This is a genomic window from Streptomyces sp. NPDC048606, from assembly GCF_040650855.1.
Lineage (GTDB): Bacteria > Actinomycetota > Actinomycetes > Streptomycetales > Streptomycetaceae > Streptomyces.
Map to the genome: position 1 here is coordinate 133,295 of NZ_JBEZIB010000015.1, position 21,668 is coordinate 154,962.

The following is a 21,668-nucleotide window of genomic DNA, read 5'->3' on the forward strand; positions in this document are numbered from 1 at the left end:
CGGCCGGCCCGGCCCGGGACCCGCAGGTCCGGACGGGTGCGGCGGGTGCGGGCGGGCCGGGGCCCTGCCGGTTCAGACGGCCCAGACCCGGGCCGGCGCGGTTCCGGCGAGCCGTTCGTGCGCCGTGGTCTGTCCCAGTGCCTCGCGCGTGGCGTCGCAGAGCTGGATCTCGCCGGCGGGGGACAGTTCCAGCAGGCACTGGCAGGTGTCCAGGAGCGCGCCGTTGACGGTCGGCGCGGCGGTGGGGTCGTCCGGCCGGAAGCGCACGAGGGCGTTCCCGGTGGCGACGGCGGCGTGCAGGGTGAGGCCCTGCCAGGGGGTGGGGTTGAGGCCGGCGTCCGTCGCGGGGTCGGTGAGCCGGTCGCGGATGGCGGCCGCCGCGCGCACGGCCCGCTCGGCCGTGCCCTCCTCGCCGCCGGCCCGGAACAGTCCGAGCGAGACGGCCCCGATCGAGGTGACCGCGTCCCCGCCGAAGCGTTCGATGCGCTGGCGCGCGATGGCGTTGACGCTCTCGAACATCTCGTCCAGGAAGTCGGGGGCGGCGCCCGCGAGGTCCGGGGTGATCCGGGTCTGGACGAGGAGCACGCTGATGCGCTGGCGCTCGGTGACCACCGGTCGGGGAGCGGGCTGCCGGCGGACCGGCGCTCCCCTGGGTTGCGTCGGGCGGTCGGCCGGCAGCACGCCGCGGGGGTGGGTCGGGACGGCCGCCAGCATGCGCCGCCGGTCCTCCGGGCGTTCCTCGCGCGGGTCCTCGTAGCGCTCGACGGGGTGGGGCGCCGGGCGTTCGACCCCGTACGGGTCCGGGACGCGTTCGCCGTGGCGCTCCGGGTGGAGGGCGGTGGCGTCGACGCCGATCGGCGCGGCGGCGGACGGGACCGGCAGCCGGGTCGCCGCGTGGGCGGTCGCGCCCTGGGCCACGATCGCGTCCTCGCGCCGGCGCACCTGGCCGCCCGGTACGCCGACGGGTGCCGGACCGCCGAGGATGACCGCGGCGGGGGCGAGGTTGAGGGCGGGGTCGTGGGCGAGGATCGCCTGCTGGAGCCTGCGCAGTTCGTGGCCCGGCTCCAGGCCGAGGTCCTCGACGAGGGTGGCGCGGATGCGGTTGTAGACGCTGAGCGCGTCGGCCTGCCGGCCGCAGCGGTACAGGGCGAGCATCAGCTGGCCGGAGGAGCGCTCGCGCAGCGGTTCGGCCTCGACCGTGGTCTCCAGCTCGCCGAGGACGGCGTAGTGCTGGCCGCAGCGCAGCTTCGCCTCGAAGTAGTCCTCCAGGACGTCGAGCCGGGTGTTCTGCACGGCCGTCAGTTCGGGCCACATCGTGCCGGTTTCCACCAGGTCCGACAGGACCGGTCCCCGCCACAGTTCCAGGGCCTCGCAGAAGAGGTTCGCCGCCTCGTGCGGGGCGCCGGCGGCGAGGCGGGCCCGGCCCTGGCGCACGCGCTGACGGAAGAGGTGCAGGTCGACGTGGTCGGGATCGACGCGGATCATGTACCCCGGCGCACGGGTGACGAGTTCGGCGGGTGCCCCGTCGCCGCCGGGCGCGCACTGGTTCAGCATGCCGCGCAGTCCCCACACCGCGTTCTGGAGGATCTTGCGGGCCGTCACGGGTGCGTTGTCCGCGCTCCAGAGCGCGGTCAGCAACTGGCTCGTGGGGACGACCTGGTTGGCCTGTAAGAGCAGGTATCCCAGCGTGGCACGCGGCTTGGTTCCACCGAGCGGTACGGGCTGGTCAGCGGACATCACTTCCAACGGACCCAACATCCGAAAGCGCATAACTCCCCCGGTCCTGCGAGCTGATACGTCATGCTCACTCGTTCAGGAGATTACAAACCAACACTCCGGTTTGTCAAAAGTGTTGTTCGGTACGCTTCTCCACCGCAAGGCCGGTCGAACTTCGAGCGGAGCGCCGGTTTCTGAAAAACCAAAGGCCAGAGGGCCCGGGATGGGGGATTCCCGGGCCCTCTGGCGGTGCTGCGACCAGGGGGGAGGTCGCATCACTGTGGGGTGGCTCACATGCCGGATCGGGGTTTCATGGCCGAAAAAAGACCTTGAGGGCCCCTCAAACAGCACAAGCGGTTTGGTTTAGGTGTAGCCCGCACCCGTCACGCGACCGGCGCGAGGCTCGCCCCGTCCGTGTCGCGGATGATCACGCAGACGTCGCGCAGGGCCGCCTCCAGCCGGTCGATCTCCTCGTCCGTGAGGTAGACGGACGGTTCGAAGCGCAGCGTGTTGACCGCGCTGGAGGTCGGGAACGTGCGGATGCGGTGCGCCCGCAGGATGTGGCCCGAGACGAAGTACCCGAAGAACCCGCTCTGGGCGACGCCCCGCAGGATCTCGGCGTCGGCACCCGACTGGTCGTGGAACTCCAGGCCCAGCATCAGGCCCCGGCCGCGCACCTCCTTGACCGTGTCGGGGAAGTCGTCGCGCACCGAGCGGAGCATCGACAGGAGCTTCTCGCCGCGCTCGGCCGCGAGGCGGTAGACCTCGCCGTCGCCGCGCTCCATGATCTCCAGCACCTTGAGGGCGATGAAGCAGGAGAAGCTGTCCTTGGCGAAGGTCGAGCTGTGCGCGAGCTCGAACTGCCCGTGGTAGAGCGGCTTGCGCACGAGCATGACCGCGGCCTTGGCGATGCCGCCGCCCAGGCTCTTGGCCAGGGTGTAGTAGTCGCCGCGCAGGCCGAGCTGCGTGGCGGCCAGGAAGGTGCCGGTCCGGCCCATGCCGGTCTGCACCTCGTCGATGACGACCGGGATGGAGGCCTCGGCGCAGACCTCCTGGATCTCGCGCGCGAACTCCGGGGTCAGCTCGTGGATGCCGCCCTCGCCGAGGACCGGCTCCAGGACGAAGGCCACGAACAGCGGGAAGTCCCGCTCGACGACCTGGACCTGACCGCCCTCGACGACCAGGTCGAGCAGCTGCGCCCGCTCCTCGTCGATGATCTTGCGCAGGGCGCCCGGCTGGTCGCGGGGGACGAAGCGGGACTGCGCGGCGAGGGCCTTGAAGGGCAGCCGGTAGCCCTCGTTGTGGGTGAGCTGCACGCTGCCGGCGAGCTTGCCGTGGAAGCCGCCCTCGGGGACCAGGAAGACCGGCTGACGCGCGGCCTGGGCCTCGTTGCGGGCGACGACCTCGGTGACGAGGTCCTCGATGGTGGAGGCGACGCCGGGCGCGACGGTGGCCTCGCCGGCGGTGACGCGGGTGAGGACCTCCTCCACGTTGGCGGCGATCTCCTCGGTGAGGGCCGCCAGGCGCAGGCCGCGGTCGAGCTCGGCGTGCTTCATGGCGGCCTCGACGGCCTCGGCGCCGCTGTTGGCGAAGATGGCGTAGTACTGCTCGTCGTCCCCGCGCTCGCGCTGGAGGATCCGGTTGAGGACCTCGGCGACGTCGTTGGCGTAGGGGTGGCGGGAGAACTGCGCGTGGACGGGCGTCTGCGCGTCCAGCAGCTCCTTGGCGTAGGCGTTGATCTCGGGGTTGTTGTGCCCGAGCATCAGGGAGCCGTAGCCGCCGACGTAGTCGAGTACGGGGATCTCCTCGCCGTTCTCGCCGCGGCGGTAGAGGGTGTTGCCCTCGCCGCGCACGTAGTCGGCGTCGAGACCGCCGGAGGCCAGGACGCCCAGCAGGAACGGCTCGGCGAACTCGGCGTTGGCCGTGGTGGATTCGGTCGTCATGTCAGTCCGTTCAGGCGCTGGTGGTGGACTCTTCGCGGGCGGCCGGGGCCGGGGCCTCGGCCGGGGCCGGGGCCGGGGCCGGGGCCTCCTCCGCCGGGGCCTCGGCGGCACCGATCGCGGGGATGTGACGCAGCAGGGACAGCACGATGACGGCGGTCACGGCGGCGAGGCCGGCGCTGACCCAGGCCGTCGCCTGGAACCCGGCGGTGAAGGCGTCGCGGGCGACGCTCACCAGCTGGGCGCCGAGGTCGGCCGGGAGCGAGGCGGCGGCGTCGGTGGCGCCGCCGACCGTGTCGCGGGCGGCCTCGGCGGCCTCGGCGGGCAGGCCCGCCGGGACGTTCTCGTCGACGTGGCCGCGGTAGACGGCGACGGCGATGGAGCCCGTGACGGCGATGCCGAGCGCGAGGCCGAGGTCGTAGGCGGTCTGACCGGTGGCGGCGGCGCCGCCGGCCTTCTCCGGCGGCGCGGCGCCGGCGGCCAGCGAGGTGCCCAGGACGCTGATGGGGGCGACGCCGAACATGATGATGGCGAGGCCGATCGCGGCGGGCAGGATGCCGTCCTCGTTGTGCTCGGCGATCCCGGTCAGCCAGAAGCCGATCAGGGTGACGACGAGGCCCGCGGTGATGACGTAGGCGGGACGGATCCGCTTGGCGAACACCGGGGTGAGCTGCGAGCCCAGGATCAGGCCGGCGGCTCCGGGCAGCAGCCACAGACCGGCGGCGAGCGGGCTGAGCCCACCGGCGACCAGCAGGAACTGCGGGACCAGGTACTCGACGCCGTTGAGCGCCATCATGCCGAACAGCAGGGTCAGCAGGGCGCCGGTGAAGGCGCGGGTCTTGAACAGCCGCATGTCGAGCAGCGGGGTGTCCAGGGAGTTCTGGCGGCGGACGAACGCGACCGTGAAGACCGCGCCGATGAGCAGGGCCGCGACGTTGAGCACGCTGAAGCCGCTCTCGGCGAACTTCTTGACGGCGTAGACGATCGGCAGGATCGCGGCCAGGAAGAGCACCACGCTGGCCAGGTCGATCCGGCCGGCGCCCGGGTCCTTGTACTCGGGCAGCAGCACCGGCGCGAGGATCAGCGGCACCAGCATGACCGGGACGCCCATCAGGAAGACGGAGCCCCACCACCACTGGTCGAGCAGCACACCGCCGATGACGGGGCCGATGGCGATGCCGACGGACAGGGCCGTGACCCAGGTGGCGATGGCGGTCGCCCGCTGACGGGCGTCCTTGAACATGTGGATGATCAGCGAGAGCGTCGACGGGAGCACCGCCGCGCCGGCCACACCCAGCAGGGCGCGCGCGAAGATGAGCATCTCCGGGCTGGTGGAGTACGCGGCGAGCAGCGAGGCGACGATCACGCCGACGGAGCCCAGGATCAGGAGCTTGCGGCGCCCGATCCGGTCCCCGAGGGTTCCCATGACGACCAGGAAGCCGCAGGTGAGGAACCCGTAGATGTCCGTGGTCCACAGCAGCTGGGAGCTGGTGGGCCGCAGGTCGGCCGTGACGTACGGGGTGGCCAGCCACAGCACGCCGAGGTCGGCCGTCATCAGAGTCACCGGCAGCAGCAGGACGAGCAGTCCGAACCACTCCCGCGGCCCGGCCCGCAACTCCACCGCGGGGGCGGCGGTGTTCGAAGACATGGTTATCCCTTCATCAATGTTCTTTTTTGGAGTCGCTAGGGGGCCGTGCGAACCCGCCGGATGATCTCCGCGGCGACCGTGTCGGGGTCCTGCTGCGGCTGCCAGTGGGAGGTCTTCTCCAGGGTCACCAGCCGGTAGGGGCCGGTGACGTGGTCGGCGGTCTTCTCGACGGCCAGTTCGCTCACGGCCGTGTCGGTACGGCTGTAGACGAACGTCGTCGGGACGGTGACCGGGCCGAAGCCGAGGTCGTCGCCGAGCAGGTTGTTGGCCCGGTACCAGTTGAGGGCGGCGTCGAGCACGCCCGGCGCGCGGTGCGTGGTGACGTACCGCTCGATCTGGGCGTCGGTCAGGACGCCCTCGCCGGCCTGGGTGAACCAGGCGTACAGCTGTGCGCCCCCGTCGGCGAGGAAGTGCGCGGCGGCGCCCTCGGAGACGAGGAACTCCACGTACTGGGAGCTGTGCTGCTGCTCCTCGTCCACGCGGTAGGCGTGCTGGTACGCGTCGAGGTGCGGGATGGCCAGGGCGGTCAGCGTGCGCACCCGGTCGGGGTGGTGGGCCGCCAGGTACCAGGCCACCGCGGCGCCCCAGTCGTGGCCGACGACGTGGGCGGAGGTGATGCCCAGGGCGTCGAGGACGCCGAGCGCGTCGGCCGCGAGGTGTTCGAGGCGGTACGCCTCCACCTCGGCCGGGCGGGCGCCGTCGGAGTAGCCGCGCTGGTCGGGGGCGATCGTGCGCAGTCCTTCGGCGTGGAGCAGCGGGGCGGTCTCCGTCCAGGACTCCTTGTTGTGCGGGAATCCGTGCAGGAGCAGGACGGGGTCTCCGTCGGCCGGTCCGCCCACCTCGACGTCGAAGGTGAGGTCGCCCAGGGTGATCGCGGTCATGGTCACGCCCGCGTCGACGCCGCGGCGATGGCGGCCTCGATCTCGGGGTCGTGCAGGACGGCCGGGGAGTCGACGAGGCCGATGACGCGGGAGTAGGCGCGGGCGACCGCGGCGTCGCGCGAGGCGGCCTCCTGGACCTGCGCGATGAACGCGTGGGCCTGCTGGACCTCCTCGGTGCGCTCGCCCTCGACCTCGGGGAAGCTGAGGTCGGCGCCGACGGCCATCTCCCAGCAACCGTCGACCGCGTCGGCGGCGAGGTCCTTGAAGTAGGCGATCGGGTCGGGGCGCCGCGACTCGGCGGTGTGGCGGCGCAGGACGAGGGAGCCGAGGGCGGAGACGGTCATGCCCTGGGCGTAGCTCGGGTTGAAGGAGCAGACGGCGTCGCCGATGACGAGCAGACCGGTCGGGAAGTCCGTCAGGCGCTGGTAGTGGCGGCGCAGGTTGGTCGGGAACTTGTAGGCGACCGGCTCGTCGAGCGGCTCGGAGGCCTGGAGGACCTCGTAGATGTCGGGGGCCGCGAGCGACTTGATGAAGTCGAGGAAGCCCTCGGGGGTGGTGGCCGGGTGGTCGCCGAGGATGCCGTAGGCGGTGACGATGGAGCGGCCGCCGTCGATCTTCTGGCAGATCGCGCCGCGCGGTATGCCGGCGGAGGCGACGGTGTTGATGGAGATGTTGCCCTCGAAGGCCTCGTCCGGGACCCGGTAGTAGCGGGTGGTGTAGCCGAGGCCGATCTTGTGCTTCTCCTCCTCGACGGCGGCGAAGCCGAACTCCTGGAGCCACACGGAGGTGCGCGAGCCGCGGCCCGTGGCGTCGACGACGAGGTCGGCGGACAGGGTCTCCTCGGTGCCGTCCTGGCGGCGGACGACGACCCCGGTGACCTCGCGGCGGTCCTCGGCGGTGGTCAGGCGCAGGATGTCGGACTGCTCCAGGAAGGAGACCTGGGGGAGGGCGAGCACCCGGTTGCGGATGTGGCGCTCCAGGAAGGGGCGGCTGGAGGTGAGGGCGAAGAGGCCCGACTCGACCTTCTGGAGCCGCTTTCCGTTGATGATCCAGCGGACGTCGTCGGCCACGTCGCCGAGCTGGGCGCCGGCGGCCTTCATCTCCTCGGTGAGGCCCGGGAAGTACTCTTCGGCGATCTGCTGGCCGCGGGCGAGGAGGCCGTGCAGGTGGTGGCCCTGGGGAAGGCCGCGGCGCAGGTCGTTGGGACCGGTCAGCTCGTCGCGGTCGACGACGACGACCTCGGCGAAGTTCTCGGAGAGGGCGCGGGCCGAGAAGAGGCCGGCGATGCTCCCGCCGAGGACGACCGCGCGACCTCCGGTCACGTTTCCGGCGGATCCGGGGGTGACCCCTTGGGAAGATGCAGCACTCACAGCGATCAGCTCTCCTTGAATTCGCATATCACTACAGCCCACCTCGAGCCCGCGGAATCCAAATGCGGGACACCTCCCGACATTTGCTTCGCGTAAGCCCGCACCGAAGGTATCCGCAGGCGTTCCACCGGCCGCTCATTGTGTGGCAACGGGCCGCTCATCAGGCGTTCCAGCGTGCGGAGTTACCGGTCCATGACTGTTTGTGAACCTGCCTTTACTAGCCTGTCGAGGACTGGATTTTCGTGGCTTGACACGGGGCCGGACATCCAGCAGGCGGTGAATCCAGGCGCAGAATTCCCAGGCGCTGTAATCCCAGGAAAGGGCAGCCGAGCGTGGTGACCAGTGAGCAGAATCCTGTAGCAGCCGGGGCGCGCACCGAGAAGGTGCAGCAGATCGCTGTCGTGGGGCTGTCCTGCCGGCTTCCCGGAGCCGAGAGCCCGGCCGCGTTCTGGGAGCTCCTGCGGAGCGGTGCCGACGCCGTCGCCGAGATCCCGCCGGGCCGCTGGGGCGTGCCGCAGGACGGTTCGGCGGCCCCGGGCGACGGCCCGGGGCGCGGCGCGTTCCTGGACGGCGTGGACCTCTTCGACGCGCGCTTCTTCGGCATCTCGCCGCGCGAGGCCTCGGCGATGGACCCGCAGCAGCGCCTGGTGTTGGAGCTGGCCTGGGAGGCGCTGGAGGACGCGGGCATCGTCCCCGCGACCCTGCGCGGCAGCCGCACCTCGGTGTTCGTCGGCACGCTGCGCGACGACTGGACGAACCTGCTGTACCAGTACGGCACGGAGGCCATCACCCAGCACACGATGACCGGCGTCAACCGCGGTGTCATCGCCAACCGGGTCTCCTACTACCTGGGCCTGACGGGTCCGAGCCTGACGGTGGACTCGGCGCAGTCCTCCTCGCTGGTCGCGGTGCACCTGGCGTGCGAGAGCCTGCGGGCCGGCGAGTCGACGACGGCGCTGGCGGCGGGTGTGAACCTGAACCTGCTGACGGAGAACGCCACCACGGAGGAACGGTTCGGCGCGCTCTCCCCGAACGGCGTCACCTACACCTTCGACGCCCGCGCCAACGGGTTCGTCCCCGGCGAGGGCGCCGGCGTCCTCGTCCTGAAGCCGCTGGAGGCGGCCCTCGCCGACGGCGACCGCGTCTACGGCGTCATCCGCGGCAGCGCCGTCAACAACGACGGCACCACCGCCGGCCTGACCGTCCCCAGCGCGACCGCGCAGGAGCAGGTGCTGCGCCTGGCCCACGAGCGGGCCGCGCTCACCGCGGACGAGCGGGTCCAGTACGTGGAGCTGCACGGCACGGGCACCCCGGTCGGCGACCCCATCGAGGCGACCGCGCTCGGCGCCGCGCTCGGCGCGGACCGGCCGCAGGGCGACCCGCTGCGCGTCGGCTCCGTGAAGACCAACATCGGGCACCTGGAGGGCGCCGCGGGCATCGCGGGCCTGATCAAGACGCTGTTGTCGATCCACCACCGCGAACTGCCCCCGAGCCTGAACTTCGAGACCCCGAACCCGGCCATCGCGCTCGACGAGCTGGGGCTCGCCGTGCACACCGAGCACTCGGCGTGGCCGCACCCGGAGCGTCCGCTGGTCGCCGGCGTGTCCTCCTTCGGCATGGGCGGCACCAACGCCCACGTCGTGGTCGCCCAGGCCCCGGCCGTCGTCGGGACGACGGGCTCGCCGGCGGGCGCGGAAACCGACGGGTCGGTCGTCGAGCCGGCCGCCGCCCTGCCGTGGGTGCTGTCCGCCCGCTCCGACGAGGCGCTGCGCGCCCAGGCCGCCCGGCTGGCGGACTTCGCGGCCGCCGAGGGCGCTCCGGGCATCGCCGAGACCGGTTTCGCGCTCGCGACCACCCGTACCGTCTTCGACCGCCGCGCGGTCGTGGTCGGCTCCGACCGGCCGGCGCTGCTGGAGGGCCTGCGGGCGCTCGCCGAGGGCCGTCCGGGCGCCGGCGTCGTACGGGGCGAGGCGGCGAGCGGCTCCACCGCTTTCCTCTTCACCGGCCAGGGCGCGCAGCGCGCCGGGATGGGCCAGGAGCTGTACGCCGCCTTCCCGGTGTTCGCGGAGGCCTTCGACGCCGTCGCCGCCGAGCTGGACCCGCTGCTGGAGCGTCCGCTGTGGGAGGTCATCGCCTCGGGCGAGGGCCTGGACGACACGGGCAACACCCAGCCCGCCCTGTTCGCCGTCGAGGTGGCCCTCTACCGGCTCGTCGAGTCCTGGGGCGTCACCCCGGACTTCGTCGCCGGTCACTCCATCGGCGAGCTGGCCGCCGCGCACGTCGCGGGCGTCCTGGACCTCGCCGACTCCGCGCGGCTCGTCGCCGCCCGCGCGCGGCTGATGCAGGCGCTGCCGACCGGCGGCGCCATGATCGCCGTGGAGGCGACCGAGGAGGAGGTCCTCCCGTTCCTGGAGGGCCTGACGGACCGGCTGTCGATCGCCGCCGTCAACGGACCGCGGTCCGTGGTGATCTCCGGCGACGAGGACGCGGCCGTCGACGTGGCGCTGCGGATCGCGGCCCTGGGCCGCAAGACGAAGCGCCTGAGCGTCTCGCACGCCTTCCACTCCCCCCACATGGACGGGATGTTGAAGGAGTTCCACAAGGTCGCCAAGGAGCTGACCTACGCCGAGCCGCGCATCCCCGTCGTCTCCACCCTCACCGGCCGGCCGGCCGCCGGCGACGACCTGCGCACCCCCTGCTACTGGACCGACCAGGTGCGCGGCGCCGTCCGCTTCGCCGACGCCGCGAACTCCCTCGCGGAGCTGGGCGCCGACGTCCTCCTGGAGATCGGCCCCGACGCCGTCCTGTCGGCCCTGACCGAGGGCACCGCCACCCTGCGCGCGGGCCGCCCCGAGGTGCAGGGTCTGCTCGCCGCCGCCGCGTCCCTCTTCGCCCGCGGCGCGGACCTCGACTGGGACGCCGTGTACGCGGGCCTGGGTCACGAGGCCGGCGGCGCGCCGCGCACCGCCCTGCCGACGTACGCCTTCGAGCGCCGCCGGTACTGGTTCGACGCCACCGCCCGCAAGGAGGCCCCGGCGCTCTCTGCGGCCGGCGCCGACGACCGGTCCGCGCAGGGCGGCGACGCCCCCGAGGCGGTCCCGCACGGCGAGCTGGGCCGCCGCCTGGCCGCGCTGTCCGAGGTCGAGCGCCGCCGCGTGGTCTCGGAGCTGGTGACCTCGCACGTCTCGGCGATCCTGGAGTACGGGCCGGGCGAGGTGCTGGAGCAGCGCACCCCGTTCCAGAAGCTCGGCTTCTCCTCGATGATGACCACCGAGCTGCGCAGGGCGCTGGCCGAGGCCACGGGCCTGCGGCTGCCCGGCGCTCTGCTGTTCGACCACCCGACCCCGCAGGCGCTGACCGAGTTCGTCGAGGCCGAGCTGCTGGGCGCGGCGGAGGCCGCGGAGGAGTTCACCCGTCGCGCCGACGCCGACGAGCCGATCGCGATCGTCGGCATGGCCTGCCGCTTCCCCGGTGGCATCGCCTCCCCGGACGCGCTGTGGGACCTGGTGGCGCGGGGCGGCGACGCCGTCTCCGGCTTCCCCGTCAACCGCGGCTGGCCCGAGGACCTCTACGACGCCGACCCGGACCGGCCCGGCAAGTCCGCCGTGCGCCACGGTGGCTTCCTGCACGACGCGGGCGAGTTCGACGCCGCCTTCTTCGGGATCTCCCCGCGCGAGGCGCTGGCCATGGACCCGCAGCAGCGGCTGCTGCTGGAGACCGCCTGGGAGGCCGTCGAGCGCTCCGGGATCCGTCCCGAGGACCTGCACGGCACCCGTACCGGCGTGTTCGTCGGCGCGACGGCGCTGGAGTACGGGCCGCGCATGTACGAGGCCCCCGAGAGCGTCCAGGGTTCGATCCTGACCGGCTCCACCAGCAGCGTGATGTCGGGCCGGATCGCCTACCAGCTGGGCCTGCTCGGCCCGGCCGTGACCACCGACACCGCCTGTTCCTCGTCGCTGGTCGCGCTGCACCTGGCGATCCGCTCGCTGCGTTCGGGCGAGACCAACCTGGCGATCGCGGGCGGCGCGACGGTCATGTCCTCCCCGGGCATGTTCGTGGAGTTCTCCCGCCAGCGCGGTCTGGCCCCCGACGGCCGCTGCAAGTCCTTCTCGGCGGACGCCGACGGCACCGGCTGGGCCGAGGGCGTGGGCCTGCTCCTCGTGGAGCGGCTCTCCGACGCCGAGCGCAACGGGCACACCGTCCTCGCGGTCCTGCGCGGCTCCGCCATCAACCAGGACGGCGCCTCCAACGGTCTGACCGCCCCGAGCGGCCTCGCCCAGCAGCGGGTCATCCGCCAGGCGCTCGCCGACTCCGGTCTGGACACCTCGGACGTGGACGCGGTCGAGGCGCACGGCACCGGCACGAAGCTGGGCGACCCGATCGAGGCCGAGGCCATCATGGCCACCTACGGCAGCGCCCGCGAGGACCGCTCCCCGGTGTTCCTCGGCTCCCTCAAGTCGAACATCGGCCACGCGCAGGCCGCGGCCGGCGTCGGCGGCGTCATCAAGATGGTCGAGGCGATCCGCCACGGCGTCCTGCCGCGCACCCTGCACGCCGACACCCCGTCGACGCACATCGACTGGTCGGCGGGGTCGGTGGAGCTGCTCACCGAGGAGCGGGCCTGGCCCGAGACGGGCCGGCCGCGCCGCGCGGCCGTCTCCTCCTTCGGCATCAGCGGCACCAACGCCCACGTCGTCATCGAGCAGGCCCCGGCCGCGGCCCCCGCCGCCGGCCGGACGCCGGACGCCGCGCCCGCCCCGGCCGCCGCGCCCGCCGAACTGCCCGCGCCGTGGCTGCTGTCGGCCCGTACCCCGCAGGCGCTGCGCGCGCAGGCCGAGCGGCTGCGCGCCGCCCTCGCCGGCGACGCCGGTGTCGACGCCTCCGCCGTCGGGCGGGCGCTCGCGAGCACCCGTACCGTCTTCGAGGAGCGGGCCGTCGTCCTCGCCGAGGACCGGGCCGGCCTGCTGTCCGGTCTCGAAGCCCTCGCCGCCGGCGCCGCCGACGCGGCCGTGGTCACCGGCAGCGCCGCGAACGCCGGCCGCACCGCGTTCCTCTTCACCGGTCAGGGCGCCCAGCGCCCGGGCATGGGCCGCGAGCTGTACGAGCGCCACCCGGTGTTCGCCGCCGCCCTGGACGAGGTGTTCGCCGCGCTCGACGCCCACCTGGAGCGTCCGCTGCGCGAGGTCGTCCTCGCCGCGGAGGGCAGCCCCGAGGCCGCCCTGCTCGACGAGACCACGTACACCCAGCCCGCGCTGTTCGCGATCGAGGTGGCCCTCTTCCGGCTGCTGGAGCACCACGGGGTCGTCCCCGACCTGCTGGCCGGCCACTCGATCGGCGAGCTGTCCGCCGCCCACGCCGCCGGCGTCCTGTCGCTGGAGGACGCGGCCCGGCTGGTGGCCGCGCGCGGCCGGCTGATGCAGTCGGCCCGCTCCGGCGGCGCGATGATCGCCGTCCAGGGCACCGAGGAGGAGGTCGCCGCCTCCCTGGCGGGCCACGAGGACGCGGTGTCGATCGCCGCCGTCAACGGCCCGGCCTCCGTGGTGATCTCCGGTGACGAGGACGTCGCCGAGGCCGTCGCCGCGCGGTGGCGGGAGCAGGGCCGCAAGACCAAGCGCCTGACGGTCTCGCACGCCTTCCACTCGCCGCACATGGCGGAGGTCCTCGACGAGTTCCGCGACGTCGCCGCCTCGCTGACGTTCTCGGCGCCGACCGTTCCGGTCGTCTCCACCGTCACCGGCCGGCTCGCCACGGACGCCGAGCTGACCTCGCCCGACTACTGGACGCACCAGATCCGCGCCGCCGTCCGCTTCCACGACGCCGTCCTGGAGCTGGCCGCGCAGGGCGCGACCGTCCTCGTCGAGGCCGGTCCGGACGCGGTGCTGACCGCGCTGGCCCAGGGCGCCCTGGAGGACGCCCCCGTCGTGGCCGTGCCGCTGCTGCGCGCCGGCCGTCCGGAGGCGCAGAGCCTGACCGCGGGCCTCGCCCGCGCGCACACCGCCGGCGCCACGCTGGACGCGACGACGTTCTTCGCGGCCGGGGCCGCGGCCGACCTGCCGACGTACGCCTTCCAGCGGGAGACGTACTGGCTGTCGCCGACCGTCCCGACCGACGCGCGCAGCCTGGGCCTGGACCCCTCCGAGCACCCGCTGCTGTCCACCACGGTGGAGTTCGCGGACCGCGAGGACGCCCTGTTCACGAGCCGGATCTCGGTCGGCGGCCACCCGTGGCTGACGGACCACACCATCGGCACCACGGTGCTGGTGCCCGCCACCGGCTTCCTGGAGCTGGCGGTCGCCGCAGGCGACCACCTGGGCTTCACCCGCGTCGAGGAGCTGACCCTGGAGGCGCCGCTCGCGCTGATCGGCCGCGAGCCGGTGCGCGTACAGGTCGCGGTGGGCGCCCCGGACGCCTCCGGTGTCCGCCCGTTCTCCATCCACGCCCGCCCCGACGGCGGCGAGGACCAGGAGAAGCCGTGGACGCGGCACGCGACGGGCGCGCTGGCCGAGGCCCGTGACCCGCAGGCCGACGCCGGCCTGACCGAGTGGCCGCCGGCCGGCGCCGAGGCGCAGCCGCTGGAGGACGTCTACGAGCGGCTCGGCGGGCTCGGTTACGCGTACGGGCCGGCCTTCCAGGGCCTGCGGGCGTCCTGGCGCGACGGCGAGGACCTGTACGCCGAGGTGCGCCTGCCCGAGGAGCAGCGCGAGAGCGCCGCCCGCTTCGGGGTGCACCCCGCGCTGTTCGACTCGGTGCTGCACCCGCTGGTGCTGGACGCGGCCGCGCCGGGCGACACCGACCGGATCCGGCTCCCGTTCGCCTGGTCGGGGATCTCGCTGTACGCGGCGGGCGCCGCCGAGCTGCGCGTGCGGATCTCCCCGGTCGGCACCGACACCTACCGGCTGACGCTGGCCGACGCGGCGGGCGCGCCCGTCGCGGAGGTGGAGTCGCTGACGCTGCGTCCGGTCGCGAAGGAGCAGCTGACCGCCCCGGCCGCGGACGGCGGCGACGACTCCCTGTACGCGGTGGAGTGGGCGGCCGTGGCGACCCCCGAGGGCGCCGAGGCCGACTGGTCGCGGGCCGACTCCGCCCTCGCGGACGTCGAGGCCGGTCGGGACGTCCTCGTCCGGGTGGCCGGCGCGGGCGACGGGATCGAGGGCGCGCACCGCACGACGCTGGAGACCCTCGCGCTGGTCAAGGAGTGGCTGGCGGACGAGCGGTTCGCCGAGTCGCGGCTGGTGCTCGTCACCTCCGGCGCGGTGGCCGCGCCGGCGGGCGCGGACGTCACCGACCTGGACGCGGCCCCGGTGTGGGGTCTGGTCCGCTCGGTGCAGTCCGAGCACCCCGACCGGCTGGTGCTGGTCGACGCCGACCCGTCGGCGGACGACGCGCTGATCGCCGCCGCCCTCGCCACCGGGGAGCCGCAGCTCGCCGTCCGGGACGGCGCCCTGTACGCGCCGCGGCTGGCCCGCGCGGCGGCGACCGCCCCGGCGGAGCCGGTCCTCGACGGGAACGGCACGGTCCTGGTGACGGGCGGCACGGGCGGTCTGGGCGCGCTGTTCGCCCGGCACCTGGTGACCGGGCACGGCGTACGGCACCTGCTGCTGTCGAGCCGGCGCGGTCCGGCGACCCCGGGCGCGGACACCCTCGTCGCGGAGCTGTCCGCGCTGGGCGCGGAGGTGCGCGTGGTCGCGGCGGACGCCGCCGACCGGGCGTCGGTGGCGGAGCTGCTGGCCGCCGTCGACCCGGCGCACCCGCTGACGGCCGTGGTGCACACCGCCGGTGTGCTCGACGACTCGACGGTGGAGTCCCTCACCCCGGAGCAGGTCTCCGCGGTGCTGCGGCCGAAGGTGGACGCCGCGTGGAACCTCCACGAGCTGACCGAGGGCCTCGACCTGGCGGCGTTCGTCCTGTTCTCCTCCGTGTCCGGTCTGACGGGTACGGCGGGCCAGGCCAACTACGCCGCCGCGAACACCTGGCTCGACGCGCTGGCCGCGCACCGCCGGGCCTCCGGCCTGGCCGCGACCTCGCTGGCCTGGGGTCTGTGGGACTCCAGCCACGGCATGGGCGCGGGTCTCACCGAGGCCGACCTGGCGCGTTGGGACCGGGCGGGCATGACGCCGCTCACCCCGGAGCAGGGCCTCGCCCTGTTCGACGCGGCCCTGGCCGGTGAGCGGCCGCTGCTGGTGCCGGTGGCGCTGAACCTGGGCCGCTTCCGTACGGCGGCCGAGCTGCCGCCGGCCCTCTACCGGGGGCTGGTGCGCACCCGTACCCGCCGTGCGGCGCAGGCCGGCGCGGCCGGCGCCGGGGACTCGGGCTGGAGCCGGCAGATCGCCGCTCTCGCCGAGGACAAGCGCGCGGACGCGGTGCTGGACCTCGTACGGTCGACCGTGGCCTCGGTGCTGGGGCACGCGGGCGCCACGTCCATCGACCCGCAGCGGGCCTTCAGCGACATCGGCTTCGACTCGATGGCGGGCGTGGACCTGCGCAACCGGCTCGGCGCGGCCACCGGGCTGCGGCTGCCGGCGACGGCGGTGTTCGACCACCCGACCCCGGCCGCCCTGGCGACGTACGTGCTGTCGAAGGTGTCGGCGGAGGCGGGCGGCGCCCCGGCGAAGGCCGTGAAGGCCCGCGCGAAGGGTGCCTCGGACGAGCCGATCGCGATCGTCGGCATGGCCTGCCGCTTCCCGGGCGGGGTGAACTCCCCGGCCGACCTGTGGCGGCTGGTGGCCGACGGGGTGGACGCGGTCAGCGGCTTCCCCGTCAACCGCGGCTGGGACCTGGACAACCTGTACGACCCGGACCCGGAGCGCACGGGCACCAGTTACGTCCGCGAGGGCGGCTTCCTGCACGAGGCGGACCTCTTCGACCGGGAGTTCTTCGGGATCTCCCCGCGCGAGGCGACCGCGACCGACCCGCAGCAGCGCCTGCTGCTGGAGACGGCGTGGGAGACCTTCGAGAGCGCGGGCATCGACCCGGCGCTGGTGCGCGGCTCCAACACCGGTGTGTTCACGGGCGCCATGTACGACGACTACGCGTCGCGGCTGAGCGCCACCCCGGAGGAGTTCGAGGGCTTCCTGCTCGCGGGCAACCTCTCCAGCGTCATCTCCGGCCGGCTGTCCTACACGTACGGTCTGGAGGGCCCGTCGCTCACCGTCGACACGGCCTGCTCCTCCTCGCTGGTGGCCATGCACCTCGCGGCGAGCGCCCTGCGCTCGGGCGAGTGCGACCTGGCGCTCGCGGGCGGTGTCACCGTGATGAACAGCCCGCACACCTTCGTGGAGTTCTCCCGGCAGCGCGGGCTCTCCCCCGACGGCCGCTGCAAGTCGTTCTCGGCGAGCGCGGACGGCACCGGCTGGTCGGAGGGCGTCGGCCTGCTCCTGGTGGAGCGGCTCTCGGACGCCAGGCGCAACGGGCACCGGATCCTCGGTGTGATCCGCGGCACCGCCATCAACCAGGACGGCGCCTCCAACGGTCTGACCGCCCCGAACGGTCCGGCCCAGGAGCGGGTCATCCGCCAGGCCCTGGCGAACGCCGGTCTGAACCCGGCGGACGTGGACGCGGTCGAGGCGCACGGCACCGGCACCACCCTCGGCGACCCGATCGAGGCGCAGGCCCTGCTGGCCACCTACGGCCAGGACCGGGCGGAGGACCAGCCGCTGTACCTGGGCTCCCTCAAGTCGAACATCGGGCACAGCCAGGCCGCGGCCGGCGTCGGCGGCGTCATCAAGATGCTGGAGGCGATGCGGCACGGCACCCTGCCGCGCACCCTGCACGTGGACCGGCCCTCCCCGCACGTGGACTGGGAGGCGGGCGCGCTGTCGCTGCTGACGGAGGAGACCCCCTGGCCGGAGCGCGACCGGCCGCGCCGGGCCGGCGTGTCCTCGTTCGGCATCAGCGGCACCAACGCCCACGTGATCATCGAGCAGGCTCCGGCGGCGCCCGCCGAGCGGCGGCCCGCGCCGGCTGCCGAGGCCGCGCGCGTCCTGCCGTGGCTGGTGTCCGGCAAGGACGAGAAGGCCGTCCGGGCGCAGGCCTCGCGCCTGCACCGGTTCGCCCTCGACCACCCGGAGCTGTCGGCCGCCGACATCGGCTTCTCGCTGGCGACCGGCCGGGCGGTCCTGGAGCACAGCGCGGCCGTGGTCGGCGCCGACCGGGAGTCCCTGATCCGGGGCCTGTCGTCGCTGGCGCACGGGGAGTCGGCGAGCAACGTCGTACGGGGCCGCTCGGCGCGTCCCGGCAAGACGGCCTTCCTCTTCACCGGGCAGGGCAGCCAGCGCCTGGGCATGGGCCGGGAGCTGTACGCGACGAACCCGGTGTTCGCGAAGGCCCTCGACGAGATCTGCGACCGTTTCGACGCGGAGCTGGCGCGGCCCATCAAGGAGGTGCTGTTCGCGCCGGAGCACTCGGCGGACTCGGCGCTGATCGACCAGACGTCGTTCACGCAGGCCGCGCTGTTCGCCATCGAGGTGGCCCTGTACCGGCTGTTCGAGCACCACGGCTTCACCCCGGACTACCTGCTGGGCCACTCCATCGGCGAGGTCACCGCCGCCTACCTGGCGGGGGTCCTCGAACTGGGCGACGCCTGCTGCCTGGTCGCCGAGCGCGGCCGGCTGATGCAGGCCGCCCGCGAGGGCGGTGCGATGGCCGCGGTCCAGGCGACCGAGGAGGACGTGCGCGCCTCGCTGGCCCCGTACGGGAACGCGGTGTCGATCGCCGGTGTCAACGGCCCGAACTCGATGGTGATCTCGGGTGACGCGGACGTCGTCGACGAGGTCTGCGACGCCTGGCGGGCGAAGGGCGCCCGCACCAAGCGGCTGCCGGTCTCGCACGCCTTCCACTCGCCGCACATGGACGAGGTGCTGGAGGAGTTCGTGGAGGTGGCCTCGGGGCTGGCCTTCCGCGAGCCGCGCATCCCGGTGGTCTCCAACGTCACCGGCACCCTGGCCACCGTCGAGCAGCTCACCTCCCCGCAGTACTGGGCCACGCACATCCGTGAGGCCGTGCGCTTCGCGGACGGGGTCCGCTACCTGGAGGCCCAGGGCGTCACCGACTTCCTGGAGCTGGGCCCGGACGGGGTGCTGACGGCGCTCGCCCAGGGTTCCCTGGAGCAGGAGGCGGGCGCGCTGGCGCCGGCCCTGCGCCGGGACCGGCCCGAGGGCGAGAGCGTGGCCGGGGCGATGGCGCTGCTGCGGATGCGCGGCGCCCGGCCGGACTTCGCGAAGCTGTTCCCCGGTGCCCGTGCGGTCGACCTGCCGACGTACGCCTTCCAGCACGAGCGGTACTGGCTGGACGACCCGCAGACCCCGGCGGACGCGGCCGGGCTGGGTCTGGCCGCGACCGGCCACCCGCTGCTGGGCGCCGCCGTGGCGAGCGCGCACCGCGACGAGTACCTGTTCACGGGGCGGCTCTCGCGCCGCACGCACGGCTGGCTGACCGAGCACGCCGTGCACGGCACGGTGCTGGTCCCCGGCACCGGTCTGGTGGAGCTGGCCGCCCGGGCGGGCGAGCAGCTCGGTGTGGAGCGGGTCGAGGAGCTGATGCTGTCGGCTCCGCTGGTCCTGCCCGAACAGGGCGGCGTGCAGGTGCAGGTCGTCGTCGGCGAGGCGGACGGCTCGGGTCGGCGTACGGTCGAGGTGTTCTCGCGGCCCGACGACGGCGACGTGGCGGCCGACCGGCCGTGGACGCTGAACGCGAACGGTGCGCTGGCCCCGGCGGGCGCGGTCTCCGAGGGGCTGACGGCCTGGCCGCCGGCCGGCGCCTCCGAGGTCTCCCTGGAGGGGGTCTACGAGCGTCTCGACGCCCTGGGCTACGCCTACGGGCCGGCCTTCCAGGGCCTGTCGCGGCTGTGGACGCTGGGCGAGGACGAGATCTTCGCCGAGGTGCGGCTGCCGGACGCGCAGCGCGCCGACGCGGCCCGGTTCCTGCTGCACCCGGCGCTGCTGGACGCGGCGCTGCACCCGCTGCTGCCGGGGGTGGCCTTCGCGTCGGGTCAGGCCCGACTGCCGTTCTCCTGGGCCGGGGTGAGCGTCCACGCGGTGGGCGCCTCGGTGCTGCGGGTGCGTCTGGCCCTGTCGGGTCAGGAGACGGAGACCCTCCAGGCCTCGCTGACGGTGGCCGACGGCACGGGCGCCCCGGTGGCCTCCGTGGAGTCGCTGCTGCTGCGCCCGGTGTCGAAGGAGGCGCTGCGCGAGGCGGCGTCGACGGCCCGGGACGGGTTGTTCCGGGTGGTGTGGAACGCGCTGCCCGCCGCGACGGGCTCCGCGGACACCTCGCGGTGGGCCGTGGTCGGTGACGTCACCGTCGCCGGTGCCTCCTCGTACGCCTCCCTGGAGGAGGTGGCGGCCCTGGAGAGCGTGCCCGCCACGGTGGTGCTGGCCGCGGCCGGCGCCGGCGGGGACGTGGTGGAGGGCGCGCGGCGGACGTTGCGCGAGGCCCTCGCGACGGCGAAGTCCTGGCTGGCGGACGAGCGGTTCGAGGACTCCACCCTCGTGGTGGTGACGCGGGGCGCCCTCGCCACCGCAGCCGGCGAGCCGGTGACGGACCTGGCGCAGGCCGGTGTCTGGGGTCTGCTGCGCGTGGCGCAGACGGAGAACCCGGGCCGGATCGTCCTGGTCGACCTCGACGGGTCCGTCGGGGACGCCCTGCCCGCCGTGCTCGCCTCGGGCGAGCCGCAGGTCGCGGTGCGCGGTGCGGAGCTGCGGGTGCCGCGGCTGGCGCGGACCCGGCAGGACGAGGCGGCGGCGCAGCCGCGCTGGGACCGGGGCACGACCCTGATCACCGGTGCGACGGGCGCGCTGGGCGGCGTACTGGCCCGGCACCTGGTCACCGAGCACGGCGCGCGGCACCTGCTGCTGCTCAGCCGCAGCGGTCCGACCGCCGCGGGCGCGACGGAGCTGCGGGACGAGCTGACCGGGCTCGGCGCCGAGGTCACCGTCGCCGCCTGCGACGTGACGGACCGGGAGTCCCTGGCCGGGGTGTTGGCCGCGATCCCGGCGGAGCACCCGCTGACGGGTGTGGTGCACACGGCCGGTGTCCTGGACGACACGGTGCTCTCGGACCTGACCCCGGAGCGGCTGGAGAAGGTGCTCGCGCCGAAGGTGGACGCGGCCTGGAACCTGCACGAGCTGACGAAGGACCTCGACCTGTCGGCGTTCGTCCTCTACTCGTCCATCGCGGGTCTGATCGGCAACGCCGGCCAGGCCAACTACGCGGCGGGCAACACCTTCCTCGACGCCCTGGCCCAGTACCGGCAGGCGAACGGCCTGCCCGGCACCTCGCTGGCCTGGGGCCTGTGGGCGCAGGCCTCCACCATCAGCGGTTCGCTGGAGGAGGCCGACCTGCGGCGCCTGGCGCGGCTCGGTCTGCTGCCGCTGTCCTCGTCGGACGCCATGGACCTCTTCGACGCGGCCCCCGGCACCGGGGAGCCGGTCCTGGCGGTCACCCGACTCGCGCTGGAGGCGCTGCGCAAGCAGGGCGACCGGCTGCTGCCGCTGCTGCGGGACCTGGCTCCGGCCGGTCCGCGCCGCGCGGTCGCGGGCGGCGGCGCCGGGTCCGGCGCGGAGGGCGGTCCCTCGCTGGCGGAGCGCCTGGGCGCGCTGCCGGAGGAGGAGCGGGTCACCGCGCTGACCGACCTCGTACGGGCCCAGGTGGCCGCGGTGCTCGGCCACGCCGACCACAGCGGCATCGACGCCGACCGGGCCTTCCAGGAGCTGGGCTTCGACTCGCTGACCGCGGTCGAGCTGCGCAACCAGCTCAACGCGGCGACGGGTCTGCGCCTGCCCAGCACCCTCGTCTTCGACTACCCGAACCCGGCCGCGCTCGCCGCGTACCTGCGCAAGCAGATCACGGTGGAGGACGTGTCGGCGGCCGCCCCGGTCCTGTCGGACCTCGACAAGCTGAAGTCCGCGATCCAGGCGGCCGCTTCGGACCGCGACGCCTTCGACCAGATCACGGGCCGGCTGCGGGAGCTGCTGGACATCGCCGACACGGCGGGCGGCGGCAAGGCCGAAGAGGACGCGAACGCCGACCTGGACGACGCGAGCGACGAGGAGCTGTTCGCGCTCCTCGACGACCTCGACTGAGCCGGAAGCCGCAGACCGGTATGCGAACCCTCCAT

The 21,668-nt window shown here is 74.1% G+C and carries 6 protein-coding genes; 1 reads left to right on the forward strand and 5 read right to left on the reverse strand.

Annotated elements, in window-relative coordinates; all coding sequences use genetic code 11:
- Nucleotides 1–72: 72 nt before the first annotated feature.
- The 5 genes from AB0D01_RS18605 to AB0D01_RS18625 form a co-directional block, all read right to left on the reverse strand.
- The gene (locus AB0D01_RS18605; protein ID WP_363056470.1) at nt 73–1,737 is read right to left on the reverse strand and encodes an AfsR/SARP family transcriptional regulator; all 1,665 of its coding nucleotides are present in this window, start codon (nt 1,735–1,737) and stop codon (nt 73–75) included.
- A gap of 362 nt (nt 1,738–2,099) precedes the next feature.
- The gene (locus AB0D01_RS18610) at nt 2,100–3,659 is read right to left on the reverse strand and encodes an aminotransferase class III-fold pyridoxal phosphate-dependent enzyme (RefSeq protein WP_363056472.1); all 1,560 of its coding nucleotides are present in this window, start codon (nt 3,657–3,659) and stop codon (nt 2,100–2,102) included.
- 10 nt (nt 3,660–3,669) lie between these two features.
- Nucleotides 3,670–5,304 carry an MFS transporter gene (locus tag AB0D01_RS18615; RefSeq protein ID WP_363056474.1) on the reverse strand — a complete coding sequence of 545 codons (1,635 nt, stop codon included), beginning with the start codon at nt 5,302–5,304 and terminating at the stop codon, nt 3,670–3,672.
- Nucleotides 5,305–5,339: 35 nt separating this feature from the next.
- The gene (locus AB0D01_RS18620) at nt 5,340–6,185 is read right to left on the reverse strand and encodes an alpha/beta hydrolase (protein WP_363056476.1); all 846 of its coding nucleotides are present in this window, start codon (nt 6,183–6,185) and stop codon (nt 5,340–5,342) included.
- A gap of 2 nt (nt 6,186–6,187) precedes the next feature.
- Nucleotides 6,188–7,555, reverse strand: coding sequence for an FAD-dependent monooxygenase (locus AB0D01_RS18625; protein ID WP_363056478.1), 1,368 nt, complete (start codon nt 7,553–7,555; stop codon nt 6,188–6,190).
- Nucleotides 7,556–7,890: 335 nt separating this feature from the next.
- Here AB0D01_RS18625 and AB0D01_RS18630 point away from each other — a divergent pair, with 335 nt between their 5' ends.
- Nucleotides 7,891–21,633, forward strand: a complete 13,743-nt coding sequence (locus AB0D01_RS18630; protein ID WP_363056480.1) for a type I polyketide synthase — start codon at nt 7,891–7,893, stop codon at nt 21,631–21,633.
- Nucleotides 21,634–21,668: the final 35 nt, after the last annotated feature.

Bases quoted from the DNA above. Each gene is read 5' to 3' on its own strand.
- AB0D01_RS18605 (WP_363056470.1), bottom strand. From the start codon at position 1,737: ATGTCCGCTGACCAGCCCGTACCGCTCGGTGGAACCAAGCCGCGTGCC.
- AB0D01_RS18610 (WP_363056472.1), bottom strand. From the start codon at position 3,659: ATGACGACCGAATCCACCACGGCCAACGCCGAGTTCGCCGAGCCGTTC.
- AB0D01_RS18615 (WP_363056474.1), bottom strand. From the start codon at position 5,304: ATGTCTTCGAACACCGCCGCCCCCGCGGTGGAGTTGCGGGCCGGGCCG.
- AB0D01_RS18620 (WP_363056476.1), bottom strand. From the start codon at position 6,185: ATGACCGCGATCACCCTGGGCGACCTCACCTTCGACGTCGAGGTGGGC.